Origin of the sequence: Streptomyces sp. NPDC058683, from assembly GCF_042716195.1 — a bacterium.
Lineage (GTDB): Bacteria > Actinomycetota > Actinomycetes > Streptomycetales > Streptomycetaceae > Streptomyces.
The window spans coordinates 98,334-114,775 of record NZ_JBHXSK010000027.1; the positions used below are offsets into that span (position 1 = coordinate 98,334).

Sequence of the window (16,442 nt, forward strand, 5' to 3'; positions counted from 1 at the left end):
TGCCGGCTACGGCTTTCCGCTGCTGGTGGCCGGTTGCCGGGGGTCCGGCCGCCCCTCCAGGAACCGTGCCGTACGGACGTCGTACCCATAGCCATAAGGCACCCCCGCTACGAGACAACGATTGCGCACGGCGATCCGAGCAGGTGCGCGGTCAGGCCTCAGTACTGACGGTAGCCGGACGAGCACGAATCGAATAGAGGGCCCGTGGCAGGAGCGCTCTGGCTGGTCGATGGAGACCGCGAGGGGTACGGGTGGCGAGTCCCGCCCTCACAAGTTCCCGCCGGAGCTGCGGAGTCGAGCGGCGGTCGGCCAGCGGGATGGATCGCGTTATCGATCGTGAGACGCGGTTGCCTCGCCAGAGCGGTCCGAGGAATGCAGCGACGGACACCACACCGGGCATCGGGAACAAGCCATCGCTGCGCCGACCGCCCCGTTATGAATGTCAGAGGTGACCATTAGCATCCAGGTGATGGCAGGTCGTCACGGTCGTGGTGATGGTTGCCGTGAAGCCGGCGAGGCCCTCCTGGGCCGCGTATGACGTATGAAAGAGGGAAGCCGCGATGCCCAGTCAGTCCGCTGCGGTGCCGCCGGGCTCGTTGGAAGAAGACCTCCTCCAGCGGGTCCGCGAAGTACCGCAGACCTTCGTGCCGGCCAGTTCCTACGAAGTCCGGGATGACTTGGGCAAGCTCATCAGCCGCGATCTGCTCGGTCCCTGGGACGGTCCGAGCGAGGAGTTCGACCATCGGGCGGCCGGTCCCCGAGATCGCTATCTGGTTGGTTTGATCGGACCCAAGCGCACCCTCACGACCTCCTTGGCGGCCACCGGCGAGCAGTTGAACGACGACTCCGACGGTGAAGGCGACAGCAGTGACCAGAGCCTTCCTGAGAAGCTCACGACCCAGAATGCCGGCCGTATGTGGGCTTCCTCCATGGGCATGATGTTCGCCGTAGCCGCGGACGACGGCGTGGATGCGGTCTCCGTATGGGTCCGGTGGGGGCGGTACCACAAATCTCAGGTGCTGAGCGACGACGGAGTCGCCCGTACGACCTGGAGCCGCGAGCAGGTCGAGAAGAACCCCGAGATCCGGCTTGACGGAAAGTCTCGGCAGGTTCTCCCGCTCACCGCCGACGACCCCGAAGCCCCCGGGGTGCGATTGATCGCCGAGGTACGGAACCGTCCAGGTGCCGGCGGTCCGACCCGAGTGGTCGAACTGTCCCTGGTGAACGCCCAGGAGGAGCCCCAGCAGTCGAAGGACACGGCTTGGCTGTTCCAGACGGAGCTGCGGGTCACCGCGCTGGACGGCGAAGCACCGGTCTTCCTGCCCATCTCCGATCCGCTCGACGGAGCGGGGGAGGCCCACGACGACGCGTTCGGCGGGGCCGAGCCGGAGGAGGAGCACCTGACGCTGCTCTACCGCAATCAGCTGAAGCACGCGGCGGGCCGCAATGTTGCCGTCGCCGTGACGATCGACGAAGGCGAACGGCGAGCCCGCGCGCTCACCACCACCTGGCTACCCGTCCACGATGTTCCGGCCACCATTGCGCCGTCCGGCGACGACGCCGAGCATCTCGCCGGGCTCGAACTCTCCATGGACGCGCTCGCCGAGCTGGGCCCTGCTGAACTGACGGCGGCACTCGCCCCATTGGCGGACGGATACAGCGCATGGCTCGACGAGCGACAGGCGCAGGCCGAGCAGCTGCCCGCCGCTCTCCGGGACAGCGCGCTCGCCGCGGTTGAACAGGCTCGTGAGGTGTCCGTCCGGATCACCCTTGGAGCGGACCTCCTGCGCGACCCGGACCGGCCCGAGGCGCTGGAAGCATTCCGGTTCGCCAACCGGGCTATGGCGCTCCAACGACGGCACACCGCCATCGCGGGGCTGCGGGAGAGGGAGGGACTCAGTTTCAGCGAGGCCCAGGAACGGATCGCGGATCAAGGACCCGCTGCCGCGTCCTGGCGGCCGTTCCAGCTCGCCTTTGTTCTGCTGAATCTGCGCGCCCTGGCCATTCCGACACTTCCCGAACGAGAAGCGGGCGCCGACGCCACCGTTGACCTGTTGTTCTTCCCGACCGGTGGTGGAAAGACCGAGGCCTATCTCGGGCTTGCCGCCTTCACCTTCGCCATTCGCCGTCTTCAGGGGACGATCGGTGAGGGAGCGGACGCCCGTAGCGGTGACGCGGGAGTCGCCGTATTGATGCGTTACACCCTGCGGCTGCTGACAGCCCAGCAGTTCCAGCGTGCCGCCGCCCTGGTCTGTGCTGCGGAAGTATTGCGGCGAGAGGCTTTCGACAGCGGGGACAGCCGCTGGGGCTCCACCCCCTTCCGAATCGGGCTGTGGGTGGGTGGAGCTGTCTCCCCGAACCGTTACGAAGAAGCGGCACAACAGATCGCCGAAGCGAAAGAAGCAGGTGACAGCCGAGGTGCCAAGGTGCTGCAGACCCTGGCCTGTCCCTGGTGCGGTACGGCGCTCAGCGCTCAGCGCGATCTCCATCCCGACGATGATCTGCGCCGGGTACTTCTCTACTGCGCCAATGGCGAGGGCAAGAACGCCTGCCCGTTCTCGCAGCGCCGCTCCCCACGTGAAGGACTGCCAATCCTCACCGTGGACGAGGAGATCTACCGCTTGGCCCCCAGCCTGCTGATCGCCACAGTCGACAAGCTTGCTCAGCTGCCGTGGCGCGGTTATGCGGGAATGCTCTTCGGGCGTGTGTCCCAGCTCTGCCCGCGCCACGGTTACCGGCAGGCCGACCTGGACGTGCGGACCAAGTGCGGAGAGAAGCACAACGCCAAAGGCAAGTACGAAGCGGTCCAGAGCCAGGAAGTGACTCGCCTGCGACCACCTGACCTGATCATCCAGGACGAACTCCACCTGATTTCAGGCGCGTTGGGTACGACAGTGGGCCTCTTCGAAGCAGCCGTCGACGAGTTGTGTAGCTGGCCGGCTCCCGACGGAACGAGCACCAAGAAGTTGGTGGGACCCAAGATCGTGGCGTCCACGGCCACGACGAAGAGAGCAGCCGATCAGATTCTCGGCGTCTTCGCCAGGAAGGCGGCGATCTTCCCGCCTCAGGCGATCGACGTTGAGGACACCTTCTTCTCCCAGCAGGTCGAGCTTTCGCAACAGGCGCCCGGCCGACGCTACCTGGGCATCTGCGCACATGGCGTGAGGATGAAGCAGGCAGAGATCCGGGTGGCCGAGATCCTGCTGCTCGCCGGCCAGACACTCTTCGACAAGCACGGCAAGCCCGCCGACCCGTACATGACGCTCGTGGGCTATTTCAACGCCACGCGTGAGCTCGCGGGGATGCGCCGATTCCTGGACGACGACATCGCCACTCGCGTCCGTGTCCACGGCAATCGCAAGGGCCTTTCCAACCGGCTGCTGCGCAGGACGGACATGCTGTCCGTGCAGGAGCTGACCTCGCGCATCTCCTCCGGAGACATCACGGAGGTGCTCGCCCGACTGGAGATCGGATTCGACGAGGAGGCGGACACGACCGTCCGTAAGACCGCCCTGACCGACGAACTGAAGGCGGCTACACAGCACAAACAGCGGCTCGACCTGTCGAAGCTGAACCTTCGCACCGAAGGCACAGGCGCCGTCGACACGGTCATCGCGACCTCCATGCTGCAAGTCGGCGTGGACGTGTCCCGATTCGGTCTGATGATCGTGGTCGGGCAACCGAAGAACACTGCCGAGTACATCCAGGCGTCGTCCCGCGTCGGCCGCGACGCGAAGCGCCCGGGTCTGGTCGTCACGCTCTACAACTGGACGCGGCCCCGGGACCTGGCCCACTTCGAGAACTTCGGCCACTACCACGCCACCTTCTACCGTGAGGTCGAAGCCCTCTCCGTCACACCGTTCGCACGCCGGTCCTTGGACCGTACGACGGCAGCGGCATGGATCGCCGCGGTGCGCAATGCGACCGATCACAACTCCCGCAATGCCGATGCGTTCGGCGTCGATCTCGACGGCCCGCCCGCGCAGCAGATCACCGAGCGCTTCCTTCGGCGTGCGGAGGCCGTAGGCGGTGAACGGGCCCGCGGCTATCTCGCAGAGCGTATCGAGACCCTCAAGGACGCCTGGACGCAGAAGAAGCAGGGCAGCGCGCGACTGGGCTATGAGGAGGGCAGGTGGAAGGGCCAGCAGCTCGCCGGCCTGCTGAACAGGGCCACCGGCGCGCGCTGGGATGAACTCACCGTTGCCCAGTCGATGCGAGAGACGGAGAACGAGATCAATCTGCTGCTGCCCGGCAGCGGCTTGTTCGACGTGGTCGGAGGAGCTCCCGCGTGGAGCTATCCAGGAGGCGGCGGACAGGATGGTCCCGGCGACGAGGACTCGCCCGAAGGCGACGAGACCGGAGCCGTACTGGACAACAAGGCCGTAGCCGACGGACAGAGCGGAAAGAAGGTGCACGCATGACGGACAAGGCCCAGTACCGCCGCCGCGTCGGCTCCGTGCGCCCCAGCCACCTGATGTTTACCGGTGGTGTTGGAGCGCTGGTCGACCTGCCGAACTTCGCCGTCCTCGTGCGCGGCATCGACGACTGGCAGTACGACTCCGTGGAATTGGACGATCTGAAGGAACCGCGACTGCTGCGAGCTGTCAACAGCCTGCTTGCCGAGCCGTTCGGACCCCAGGTCACTCAACTGCGTCCGGCCCCCTGGCTGGATGGCGCGGACACCGACCCCAACGGACTTGCCGCGAAAGTCGGTGTGCCCGTCCTACCGTTCCCGCAATGGCTTCGCTGTACCGCGTGTAATGAACTGGGCGCGCTGGACTCGAAGGTCTTCAAGTTCGAGAACGCCCAACCGCGCCGCCCGGACAAGGCCCGCTTCTTTCACGAGAACTGCACGACGAAACGCAAGGGCAAGCGTCCGCTGGCCGTGGCGGCGCGCTTTGTACTTGTCTGCCCGTCCGGGCACTTGGACGACTTCCCGTATACGACCTTCGTGCATCGCGGCGGCGAGTGCACGGCGGTCAGCCACCCCCGACTACAGATGCTGGACCACGGAGGCAACCAGGCTGCCAACGTGAGAATCAAGTGCGTGAACTGTGGCAAAGAGCGGAACATCCGCGACGCGATGGGCCCCCGAGGGGAGTCGAGCTTGCCCAGCTGCCGCGGCCGTCACCCCCACTTGGCGACTTTTGCGGCAGGAGGCTGCGAGCAGCTTCCCAAGCCGTTGGTGATCGGTGCGTCCAACCAGTGGTTTGCGCAGACTCTGAGTGTCTTGGCTGTCCCGCCCACCAGCGGCAGCGCCTTGCAGGGCAAGATCGAGCAGCTTTGGGACACGCTTCAAAAAGTCGTCGCACCCGCCATGCTGGAACTGATCTGGGATCTCCCGCAGTTCAAGCCACTTCACCAATGGGACCAGGCCAGCGTTTTCGAAGCCATCCAGAAGCAGCGTGCTGCCACGGAATCGGCACCGAGTGCGCAACCGACGGCCTATCCCGATCTCCTCACCCCGGAGTGGGAGATCTTCACCAGCGCTCATATCCCGGAGCCCACCGAAGACTTCGCGCTCCGCGATGTCACTGTCCCCGCTGCCCTGGCCGACATGTTCTCGCACATCGTCCAAGCGGAACGCCTCCGGGAGGTGCGTGCCCTCGTCGGCTTCACCCGGCTCGACGCACCCGACCCCGAAGACCCGGATTTGGTCACCCGTGCTCCCCTGTCCCGCAGCAGCACACCCGCCTGGGTTCCGGCAAGCGAAGTACGAGGAGAGGGCATCTTCCTACGCATGCCAGAGCCTCTGGTGGCTGCATGGGAACAACGAGTAGCCGGCTCCGCTGCCGTGGCGGCACACCGCGACGCGTACGTCGAATTCCGTCGTAACCGCTACTCGGGGCGTGTCCAAGGCAGTGACAATCCACTGCGCGGCTGGCCCGGAGCGCGGTACATCGCCCTGCACACTCTCTCTCATCTGCTCATCCGGGCCATCGCGTTGGAGTGCGGATACTCTTCGGCGAGCTTGTCGGAACGGATCTACGCCGGCCGAGACGAAGATCCTCGCACGGGCATCCTGATCTACACAGCTGTACCCGATGCGGAAGGCACTCTGGGCGGGTTGGTATCGCTCGCCGAACCAAAGACGATCACTCGCATTGTGCGACGAGCCTTGACCGACGCGGAGCGCTGCTCCTCAGATCCGCTCTGCGCCGAGCGACTTCCGCGTCCTCCGCACGAGGACTTCCTGCACGGCGCGGCTTGTCACGTGTGTCTCTTCGTGTCGGAGACCACGTGCGAGCGTGGCAACCGATTCCTGGACCGGCGTTTCATTGTGCCCATCGACGACCCGGACCTCGTGCTGTTGCAGGGAGTCAAGTGACTGGCAGGGCATTCGACCGAGCTGCGGCTGATGCCTTGACGACGGTAGGAGCGGAAGGCGTTCGTGCTCTTGCCGAAGAGATAGGGAAACAACGCCAGAAGGCCTCGGTCATCTCTGCCCGTGCCATCCCTGGATTTACGGAAGCAGCGACGGCGCTTCTGAAGGCAATGGGAGCGGATGGGCTGGCTCCGTCAGAGGCGGCTGCGTATCTCCGCGGCCTTGCTGCTGGCCATGCTCTGCGGGCCAAAGAACAGGAGACCTCGCTCGTCTGGAGCGGGCCTTCAACGCACCGAGTCCCAGTCAGAACGACGAGCCGCGTTTTGCTTCAACTCGTCGAGGCGGCGCAGCAAGAACTGCTTCTGATGACCTACTCGGCGACACGCTACGCGCCTCTTACGCATGCCTTGGAGGCCGCGGCACACAGGGGTGTGTGCATTGACGTTGTCGTCGAAACTCTGCAAGGCGCGGGTAGTGCGCTCTCTGGGGCGGAACCTGCATCCGCGTTCCTCGACGTGCCAGGAATCAGGGTTTGGCACTGGCCTCCCAGTAACAGGACCGAGCCGGGAGCCAAGACCCATGCCAAATTGGCGCTGGCCGACCGACGAGTCTTGTTCACTACCAGTGCCAACTTCACACAGTCTGGAGTGGACCGAAACATCGAGGCTGGAGTACTCATCACAGGGGGTGCAGTCCCCGCCCGCACTGCGGAACACATCCAGGAATTGCAGCGTTTGGGCGTGCTGCAACGGTATTGGTGATCGATTCTTTCTCTCGAGAGCGCTGTACCTGGGCAGTGGCCCGTGGAGTGGAACAGCCGCCTGGTACTCCAGTGCGACTTCGTGATCGGGTGTTTGGACCCCTCGGCGGGTCGACGTTATCGCCCGTGGGTGAGGTCGATCTGACGGCTGACCATCTACTGTCAGCGAATCCGCCTGGCCGGGCGGTGATCCCGGTGCTTGTGTGTCGGTATGGAGATCCTGGTTCTGGGCGGAACGGCATGGGTGGCTCGGGAGCTGTCGCGGCAGGCGATCGAACGCGGCCATTAGGTGACCTGCCTCGCGCGTGGCGAGAGCGGAGAAGTCGCGGACGGAGCGACACTGCTGGCCGCCGACCGGCGCGACCCGTCGGCGTACGAGCCTCTGCTCGACCGCGTATGGGACGCGGTCGTCGAGGTGTCATGGCAGCCGGGCTTCGTTCGTGGAGCGCTCGACGTGTTGGGCGCCAAGGCCGGGCACTGGGTGTACACGCAGCCGCATTGACCTGTGAACCGTGCCGCGTGCTGCCCCGTTCTCGCGACAGGGTGCGCGACTTCCAATGAGGGGGCGCACCCGCGCGTACGTAGCCGTCAGAGTAGCCGCGGGAGTGGTCACCTGGCATGTTTGTGCAGGTCATAGCACTGCGGTGATTCTCCCCGGCGTACAGCCCGACTCGTCTGCCTCGCCTTATGGTCGAGCAACCCGGAAGACGGGTGGCCGGCCGCGGGCTTGTGAACAGGGTCTGTTCCGTCGTCCGATGGCATCGGCAAGCGCGAACCAATAGGCCAGTCTCGCTGCCTCCGTCCCGCTCCAGGTGCATCCGCGGCATCCGAGTCGTCCGTGGCGCAGGCCACAGTTGCGTGCGCGGGGGACCCTTAGGGGCGTGGGCATGACCGACGACCAGCAGCACGAGCGGGCCGTGGCGGGTGCCTGGGCGAGGATCGAGACGTGGCTGACGCAGTACGCTCCACGCTCCTGTCGGATGCTTCCCCCGCCCGCCCCGGAGGCCGACATCCATGAGGTCGAGCAGGAACTCGACCTCACCATCCCGCCGGGGCTCAAGGCCTTCTACCGCATCCGCAACGGCACCGGTCATCCAGCGGACTTCGGCTGGACACCCGAACCTGAGACCGGGCTCCCTCCGCAAGGACGGGGGACGGCCTGGCTACTGCCCGTGAAGCACGCGATCCCCCCGGTGCAGCATCTGCCGACCTGGGACGAAGGCCCCCACACCATCGGCCGACCCGCAGACCCCGCGATGCGGTACCTGGCCTTCGCCGCGACCGACCGCAGTGGCCTGTACGGGCTGTTCGCCGACTGCACGCCAGGGCCGGGCTACGGGCGAATCGGAACCTTCGAAGAGGCCGGCATCCCCGAACTGGGCGTGTGGTCGTCGTTCACCGACTACCTCATCGAAGTCGCCGTCGCCCTGCACGAGAACCGCGGCGTTGAGTACGCGGACGGACGCCAGGACACCACCGTGCCCGGTCTCGCCGATCAGGCCCTGGTCTGGGACGGCCCCGTGTATCCGGTGGATCCGGACTGGGTGCGCTTCGCATAGCCCTGCGGCCGGAACACCACGGGGGTGCTCCGGCCGCAGGATCGGTCAGTCAGCGGTCGGTTCAGCCGACCTTCTTCCACGCACAGACCGTGTCGGCGTTCTTGCACTGCTCGAAGCCGGGATCGCTGATGAAGAACTCGTCCTTGTCGAGCAGCCGCATCTGCGGGACGAACTGGATACCGAGGTCACGGAACGCGCCCTCGTTCTGGTCCTGCGGCACGGAGGCGCGACCGCACTTCTCGTTCCACTTCGGACCGGTGTAACCGTCGCGGTTCTCGGCGAGCAGGCCCCACGTTCCGCCGGTCATCGGCTTGGTGTAGAGCTGGGCGCACTCGTTGCCGGAACTGACCTGGTTCAGGCCGCCCGGCATGCCACCGCTCTCGTACGTACTCGCGGGCGCATACTCGTCGCACGATCCGCTCGGCGTTGCGCTGTTCGGCGTCCAGCTGCTGGGGCAGACCTTGCCGCGGCTCTTGGTATTGGTCCAGTCGCCTCCGTTCGGGTCGGCGTTGTTGCCGGGGCCGAGGTCGTCCAGGTGGGCTTGAAGAACGGGAGGACGCACCCGGTCTTGATGTTGCCCCGGGCGATGTCGTCACAGCGCGGCGCCAACTCCCGGACACGGACGTCACCGCTGGTGCCGAGACTGGTCTGGGCGTGAGCGTCCCCGGCATCGACGGAACCGAGGAGGCTCCAGCCGAGGTCGAACTGCTCCTTGCCGGTGCCGGTCGATGTCGAGCGCACCTCACGCGATGCTCAGGCCGAGATGGGACGGCAGGAAGCACAGCACCAGGCGGCGGTGCCCGCGGAAACGCAGTGGTCTGACGGGGCAGTTGGTGCTGGAAGGGCCCCTGTGCCGCAATGGACTGCTCCACGACGCACAACCTTCCTGAAGGGCGGCGGTCTGAACAGACACACACCTGCGCGAGCTACCGGGGGTAGTCATGCGACGGATAGGTACTGCACTGGCCGCGATGATGCTGGCGGGCGGCGGGCTGTTGGCCGGGACGGTTCCGGCGGTGGCCGTGCCGACGGCCGTGGACTGTGCCGTGACGTGGGGGAGTCTGGACAAGACCGGTGACCCTGTTGCCTCCAGGCGGCTGGCCGACGTGAGGACCGGGCAGCACGAGTGCTTCGACCGGCTGGTCTTCGACGCCCAGGGCACGGCGGCCGACGCCGTCGGCTACACCGTCCGCTACGTCGACGTACTGCACCAGGACCCGTCCGACGTCGTGATCCCGATCGCGGGCGGAGCCATTCTGGAGATCTCGCTGTTCTCCCCGCGCTACGACCCGGCGACCGGGCAGCCCTACCCGCCGCTTCCGGCCGTCGACGTCACCGGGTACCGGACCTTCCGTGAGTTCAAGTTCACGGGTGGCTCCGAGGGTTACACCCAGGCCGGACTGGGCGTCCGCGCCCGGCTGCCGTTCCGGGTGTTCCAGACGGCCAACCATCTCGTAGTGGACGTGGCTCACACCTGGTGATCCCGTAGGGCGGGGGAAGGGGGAGTGCGGGGCCTTTTGGCCCGGTGAGGGCCCTTTCCCCTGTCGGGCGCATCCCGCTTCTGCCGGGGAGTTCCCGCTGAGGGCGCCGGGACCGGGCAAATCCACTCGCCCGCCCAGATGATCAACGCTAGCCTGCGCGGGTGATGACGGGCGACGACGTGCTGTCCATCCTTGCCGTGCTGCGGAATGTCGGCGTCGACATCTGGATCGGTGGCGGCTGGGGTATCGATGCCCTGGTCGGCCGGCAAACCCGTCAGCATCGTGACCTGGACCTGATGCATCGCACGGGCCAGGAACCGGCTGTCGTGGCCGCTCTCGCGGATGCGGGATTCGTCGAGACCCTCGACTGGCGTCCCGTGCGGTTCGTCGTCACCGACCCTCAGGGGCGAGAGATCGATCTGCACCCTCTGGTCTTTGCCGCGGACGGATCCGCGGTGCAGGCGTCTCCCGACCCTGAGCAGCCGTTCGTCTATCCCGCGTCGTGCTTCGTCACCGGCACGATCCTGGGGTCCACCGTCCCGTGCCTGTCGCCCGAGCAGCAGGTCTACTTCCACCGGGGCTACGAACCGACCGATCACGACCGTCAGGACATGGCCCGACTCCGGCAGGCATTCGGGATCGCCACCCACTTCTGACCCTTTTCCCAGGGCAACCCTCCCGTCGCGTCGGAACCTGTGTCACTTCGGCAGCACCTCACGCGTGAGGCGTCCCGGTGAATGGACGTGTTCGCGGACGTGAATTCATCAGTCCTCCAGGGCCTGTCCGGTGGATTTCGCCGGACAGGCCCTGGTCGGGTGGGGGTTCAGCGCTTCAGTGTGAAGGTGAAGTCGCCGGAGAGTTTGCCGCTCAGCCGGACCGCGGAAACGAGTTTCCCGTCCGTGATCAGTTTCTCGACCTCGGCCCGTGAAAGACCGCAGCCTTCAGCGATCAGCCGTACCGGCCGGACGGGGATCCGCGCCGCGAAGCGGACCGAGACGTCGATCACCTCGCGGTCCAGGTGATCCGATCCGCCGGTGTCGAGTCGCCAGGCGTCGTCCCAGTCGAGGGCGATGCGATTGCGGCGCCGCACGACCGGATCCTGGAGCAGTTCGGCCGCCAGGCGGGGGTCGTTGTCATGCAGTCGGTCCAGCAACTCGGGTCGTACGGAGCGCACGTTCATCCGCTCCATGACCGTGAGCTTTGTGGTCTCCCCGCAAGCGGTGCAGAGCGCGAGGAGCCAGACGTCGATAAGTTTGTGGTTCGCGTTGACGCGGAATTTGCCGCTGGTCCGGAAACTGTCGGACGCGCACACGTGGCAACGGCGGCGAATGAGCGGCAGACAGACGGGTTCGACTACCCAGTTTTCGAGCACAGAAGTACACCTGTTTCAGTGAGAAGCTCGCAGCAAAAAGCAGCGCGACGCATATGCGCGACGCGCGACGAATTAGCGCTCGGGAGGCTTCACAGGGTGTACAACGGTTTGTCCTTGACTAGACGACTTGGCCCGGCAGCATGGTAGTGATAAACGGCGACACTGCTCCACTGGTTTTCGGACATCTCACCACCAGGTTCTGTATATCGATCGGCGTGTCATCACCGGTGCTATCGGGGCGACTTGCGCCGTGCCGGCGAGTACGTCGGACGCTACGGACACACCGTCACTCTGCGCGTCCGCGGCAGGTTCAACCGCCCGTACGCATCGCGTTGACTTTCCTCCGCTGCGGCTGCGTATCTCGCTTACCCGTCTCCGAATCCGGCAGCGGAGTCCGGAGTCCGGAGTCCGGAGTCTGGAGTCCGGAGTCCGGCGGCCGCGGCAGTGGCAGCGGCCGACGCGAGGCCGCTCGGTCACGGCGGGGTGCGCGCTGCCGTCCGGGCAACGGAGGTCAGCGGAGCGCGAGTCGGCACGAGCGCTGAGCCGCCGTCGGCCGAGGCCGCCCGGTGAGGGGAAGGGAAGGGGATCGGGGAGGGAAGACCGCACTACACAGTGGCATGTATGTGTGCATTCTCTTCCAGAAGCTCGCAGTTCAGGCTGCTCCTCGTGATGCCGAGTCATCAACTCGTGCGAAAGGGAGCCGAGCAGGGGTTCCGTATCTGGTCGGTATGGGATCCGTCGCAGTTGGAGGCCGACTTCGCGCCCCGCGTCGAAGAGGTCTCCGAGGAACTGCTGTTCACCGATTTCACCGACGAGACCGCACTGCGCGAGACCATCGCGCGGACCGCGCGGCGCCATGACATCGGCGCCGTGCTGCACTGCGGACATGGCAGTTCCGTCCTGCCGGTGGCCCGGGAGGCATGGCAGTTGGGCCTGTCTCCGAACCCGCCGGCGGTGTACGAACGGCTCCGGTCCGGCGACGGGGAAGGCTCGGCCCCGGTGGAGGCTCCCAGGGTGAGCGTCGAGACGCTGACCGTGAACGGGACCCATCACGTCGTGGGGATGACGGCTCAACGCACCACGGGGCCACCGCACTTCCTCGTCACCGGCTACCTCCATCCGGCGCCGTTGACCGACGACGAACAGAAGATCATCGCGGCGGCGGTCGAGGAGCGGCTGACGGCCGGCGGATACCGCTTCGGCCCGGCCCACACGCAGGTGGCGCTGCTGCCCTACGGGCCGCGGGTCGTGTCCTGCCGCCCGCACCTGGGCGCCGACCGTATCCCCCTGCTCGTCGAGATCGCACGCGGGTTCGACCTGGAGGCGGCGGTCTTCGCCGGTTTCCGGGGCGAACGCCCGGTCGTGCCGAAGGCTTCCCAGTACGCGGAGCTCGGTTTCTTCCTGCTGCCCGAAGGGCGGCTGGAGACGTACACCGGCACGGAGGACATCGCCGTGACCCCGTGGGTCCGCGGGGCCCGCTTCCCGTATACGGTCGGTGACCGTATCGCGCCGGTCGGTGATCCGCGCGCCCGGCGCGCCTACGTGGTCGTGGAGGGGAGCACACCGGAGGTCACCCGTGAGCGGGTCGCCAAGGCACGACAGGATCTCGTCGCCGATATCCGGCCAACTGCCCGGTGACGCGCGCCGGGTAGTTATGTTTTCCTTCTGCACGAGGCGAAGGCACGGGGGGACGAGACGCGGGATCCGACATGCCTGGTGCGTGTGCTCCGCGAGATGATCTACCCTCTGTGGCGTGTGTCCCATCTCATCGCTGACGGGGGAGGATAAGGTGCGGGCCGCGACATCGAGTCAAATAGAAGGCGATACAGGTCCCAGAGCGGAATTCGCCGTTCTGGGATCTCTGGAAGTCCGTAGCGGCAGCGAACTCGTATCGGTCAACGGGGCTCTCCAGCAGCGCGTTCTCGTGATGCTGCTCTTGGAAGCGGGCCGTGTCGTGCCCGTCTCCCGTCTGGTGACGGCCGCATGGAACGACGAACCGCCGGACAGCGCCGAGCATCAGGTACGAAAGACGGTCGCCAAACTGCGCAGCCGCATTCCGCACGGCCCCGACATCATCGTCACCGACGGGCCCGGATACCGCGCGGTCGTCGACACCGGGCAACTCGATCTCCTGCGCTTCCAGAAACTCTTGAGGCTCGCTAGAGCATCACTGGAGACGGGGGAGGCCGAGCAGGCCGCCGGACAATTGCGTGAGGCGCTGGCGCTGTGGCGCGGGCCGGTGCTGGCCGGTTCCGGCGGCCGCGTGGTCGACGCCGCCTCGACGGCTCTGGAGGAGCAGCGGCTGACCGCCGCCGAGCAGCTCTACGACCTGTGCATCGACGCGGGCGAGGCCGCCGAGGTCACGGGTGAGCTGCGGGTCCTCGTCGACGAGCATCCGCTGCGCGAGACGCTGCGCAGCCGGCTGATGCTCGCTCTCTACCATTCCGGCCAGCAGGCCGCCGCGCTCGACGAGTTCGCCCGTACCCGAGGACACCTCGCGGACGAACTGGGTATCGACCCCGGCACGGAGCTGACCGGTCTGCACGAACGCATCCTGCGCCAGGACCCGTCGCTCACCCGCCCGGAACGCGCCGTGTCCCGTGTCCAGCACCAGGCGACGGAGGCTCCGCACGCGCTGCCGTTCGACGTGCCCGACTTCTCGGGCCGCAGCTCCGAGCTGGAGTGGGTCTGCGACGCGGCCAGGCGTGCCCTGGAGGGGGCACCCACGGTCCTGGCCCTCGACGGCATGGGCGGCGGCGGCAAGACGGCACTGGCCATCCGCGCCGCCCATCAACTGGCCGAGCAGTATCCGGACGGCAGTCTCTTCATCGACCTGCACGGCTTCACACCGGGGCAGACGCCGCTCAGCGCGTTCCAGGCACAGGGAGACCTGCTCGCCGCCGCCGGCATCCCCAGCGAGGAACTGCCCACGGTGCCTGCGGGCCGTGCCGCGCGGTGGCAGTCCTACATGCGGGGGCGTCGCATGCTCCTGGTCCTGGACAACGCCGCCGCCTCGGAGCAGGTGCGGGAGCTGATCCCCGCCTCGTCCGACAGCCTGGTCCTGATCACCAGCCGGCCGCGGCTGACCGGACTCGACGGAGCCGAGTGGCTCTCCCTGGGCGCCCTTCCGGAGCCGGAGAGCCACCAGATCCTGCGTAACACCCTCGGTGCCGAACGCGTCGAAAGAGAGCCGGTCGCGGCCCGTGAGCTGCTGCGGCTGTGCGGAGGTCTGCCGCTGGCGGTCCGGATCGCCGCCGCCCGGCTCGCGAACCGTCCGCAGTGGACTGTCCAGCGACTCGTCGAACGGCTGCGGGACCACGACCGGCGCCTGGACGAACTCACCAGCGAGGGCCGGGGAGTGGCGGGCGCGCTGCTGCTGTCGTACCAGTCCATGCCCCGGGAGCAGCGAACGGCCTTCCGGCTTCTGGGGCATCACCCCGGACGCTATCTGGATGCCGAAGAAGCCGCCGCGCTGCTGGACACCGACGTGCTGGCGGCCGAGGACGTGCTGGAAGAACTGGTGGACGTACGGCTGTTGGAGGCCAGGGAGCCGGGGGTGTACGCGCTGCACGACCTGGTGCGCAGCTTCGTGCAGCGAGTCGCGCAGAGCCAGAAGGCGCCGGAGGACGGGCAGGCGGTGCGGCGGCTGCTGGACCACTACCTGATCGCGGCGGAACGCGCGTGCGACACGCTGTTTCCCGGACGGCGCCACTTCGGGGACGGCGACGAAAGAGGCCAGGCACGCGGCGAGTTCGACCACAAGGACAAGGCGCTCCAGTGGCTCGACCAACACCGCGAGAGTCTGCTGGCGGCGGTGGACGCCGCGTACCAGGAGGGACTGCTGTGGCACGCGGCGCGGCTGCCGCGTGAGTTGGGCTTCCACTCCAGCATCCGCGCCTACGATGCCAGCGCGAACGCGGCGCTGGAGAAGGGCGTCAGCGCGTCGCGACAGCTCGGGGACCGGTCGCTGACCCGGCTGAACCTGATGAATCTGGCCATGGGCAAGTGGCGGCTGGGGCAGCTGAGCGAGGCCGTCGCCCGGCTGGAGGAGGCCGTGGACCTGTCCCGGCAGATGGACGATGTGCACAGCGAGGCGGAGTGCCGGGCCCGGCTGGGACAGGCCTGCAACAGCATGGGGCAGCTGGAACGCGCCCTGCAGCTGTGCCAGGAGGCCAACGCGCGTGCGCAGGAGCTCGGCTTCACGCGGCTCGACGGCTCGTCGCTGAGCACGCTCAGCCTGGTCCAGGTGCGGCTCGGGATGTTCGACGAGGCGGCGCAGTCGGCGGAGAGGGCGGTGACCATCTTCGACTCGATCAAGGAGATACAGCTCTCCGTGGACGCGCTGAGCAATCTCTCCCAGGCGATCGAACGCCTCGGCCGCTTCGAGGAGGCGCTCGCCTGGGCCGACGCGGCCCTGGAACGGTGCCAGCGCATGAGCATGCCCTCGGTGCTGCCGCTCGTCCTCGCCCGCAGGGCCGACGTGCTGGCGCGTATGGGGGAGCTGGAGGAGGCGGCGGACAGTGCCGACCACGCCCTCGCCAAGGCCACCAGCAGCACCGACGACATCCACCGTGCCACCGTGCACCTCTCGGTGGGGCGGGTGCGGTACGCGCAGGGAGATCTGGACACGGCGCAGGCTCAGCAGCTGCTGGCCCACGAGATCGCCTGCCGTATGGAGTTGCGCTACGACGAGGCCTGCGCGCTGTGGGGCCTCAGCCATACCGCCGAGGCCCAGGGAGACGCGCAGCTGGCCCGGCAGCACCGCTCGGCGGCGGACGACCTCTTCTCCCTCATGAAGGTGCCGGAGAGCGCACGCTGAGTCCCCCGCAGGTCGTGCGGCCCACGGCAGGGGGATCCGGCGGGTGTCCGGAGGGGAACGGGCCGGGAAGGCAGATCGCGAACATCAGTGGAGTCGAAACGGACGTTCTCTCCAAAGGAGTTCACC

At 67.1% G+C, this 16,442-nt stretch carries 10 protein-coding genes and 1 pseudogene; 9 read left to right on the top strand and 2 right to left on the bottom strand.

The window, feature by feature from the left end:
• Window positions 1-560 precede the first annotated feature (560 nt).
• The 5 genes and pseudogenes from drmA (at window position 561) to ACFWXC_RS28455 (ending at window position 8,644) form a co-directional block, all read left to right on the top strand.
• Window positions 561-4,421, top strand: coding sequence for a DISARM system helicase DrmA (gene drmA, locus ACFWXC_RS28435; RefSeq protein WP_384483131.1), 3,861 nt, complete (start codon window positions 561-563; stop codon window positions 4,419-4,421).
• Window positions 4,418-6,328: a DrmB family protein gene (drmB, locus tag ACFWXC_RS28440; protein ID WP_384483132.1), complete on the top strand. Its 1,911-nt coding sequence runs from the start codon at window positions 4,418-4,420 to the stop codon at window positions 6,326-6,328. Before drmA ends, drmB begins: the two co-directional genes overlap by 4 nt.
• Window positions 6,325-7,086 (top strand): DISARM system phospholipase D-like protein DrmC, encoded by a 762-nt coding sequence (gene drmC, locus ACFWXC_RS28445; RefSeq protein WP_384483133.1) that lies wholly within the window; start codon window positions 6,325-6,327, stop codon window positions 7,084-7,086. The genes drmB and drmC overlap by 4 nt, the downstream gene beginning before the upstream one ends.
• Before the next feature lie 288 nt (window positions 7,087-7,374).
• Window positions 7,375-7,572, top strand: a pseudogene (locus tag ACFWXC_RS28450) (oxidoreductase); the annotation flags it as partial.
• Between the two features lie 400 nt (window positions 7,573-7,972).
• Window positions 7,973-8,644 carry an SMI1/KNR4 family protein gene (locus ACFWXC_RS28455; RefSeq protein ID WP_384483134.1) on the top strand — a complete coding sequence of 224 codons (672 nt, stop codon included), beginning with the start codon at window positions 7,973-7,975 and terminating at the stop codon, window positions 8,642-8,644.
• A 61-nt stretch (window positions 8,645-8,705) separates the two neighbouring features.
• Here ACFWXC_RS28455 and ACFWXC_RS28460 read toward each other — a convergent pair whose 3' ends face one another.
• Window positions 8,706-9,206: a hypothetical protein gene (locus ACFWXC_RS28460; protein WP_384483135.1), complete on the bottom strand. Its 501-nt coding sequence runs from the start codon at window positions 9,204-9,206 to the stop codon at window positions 8,706-8,708.
• A gap of 379 nt (window positions 9,207-9,585) precedes the next feature.
• Here ACFWXC_RS28460 and ACFWXC_RS28465 point away from each other — a divergent pair, with 379 nt between their 5' ends.
• Both ACFWXC_RS28465 and ACFWXC_RS28470 read left to right on the top strand, forming a co-directional pair.
• A complete protein-coding gene (locus tag ACFWXC_RS28465) occupies window positions 9,586-10,125 on the top strand; it encodes a hypothetical protein (RefSeq protein WP_384483136.1) in 540 nt (179 codons plus the stop codon).
• A 164-nt stretch (window positions 10,126-10,289) separates the two neighbouring features.
• Window positions 10,290-10,781, top strand: coding sequence for a nucleotidyltransferase domain-containing protein (locus ACFWXC_RS28470; RefSeq protein WP_384483174.1), 492 nt, complete (start codon window positions 10,290-10,292; stop codon window positions 10,779-10,781).
• Window positions 10,782-10,948: 167 nt separating this feature from the next.
• Here the strand turns inward: ACFWXC_RS28470 and ACFWXC_RS28475 are convergent, their stop codons facing one another.
• The gene (locus tag ACFWXC_RS28475) at window positions 10,949-11,497 is read right to left on the bottom strand and encodes a DUF1062 domain-containing protein (RefSeq protein ID WP_384483137.1); all 549 of its coding nucleotides are present in this window, start codon (window positions 11,495-11,497) and stop codon (window positions 10,949-10,951) included.
• A gap of 687 nt (window positions 11,498-12,184) precedes the next feature.
• On the opposite strand from ACFWXC_RS28475, the gene ACFWXC_RS28480 reads away from it, so the two are divergent.
• Window positions 12,185-13,135 carry a phosphoribosylglycinamide synthetase gene (locus ACFWXC_RS28480; protein ID WP_384483138.1) on the top strand — a complete coding sequence of 317 codons (951 nt, stop codon included), beginning with the start codon at window positions 12,185-12,187 and terminating at the stop codon, window positions 13,133-13,135.
• Between the two features lie 151 nt (window positions 13,136-13,286).
• On the top strand, window positions 13,287-16,316 hold the full coding sequence (locus ACFWXC_RS28485) for a BTAD domain-containing putative transcriptional regulator (RefSeq protein ID WP_384483139.1): 3,030 nt from the start codon (window positions 13,287-13,289) through the stop codon (window positions 16,314-16,316).
• The last annotated feature ends 126 nt before the right edge of the window (window positions 16,317-16,442 follow it).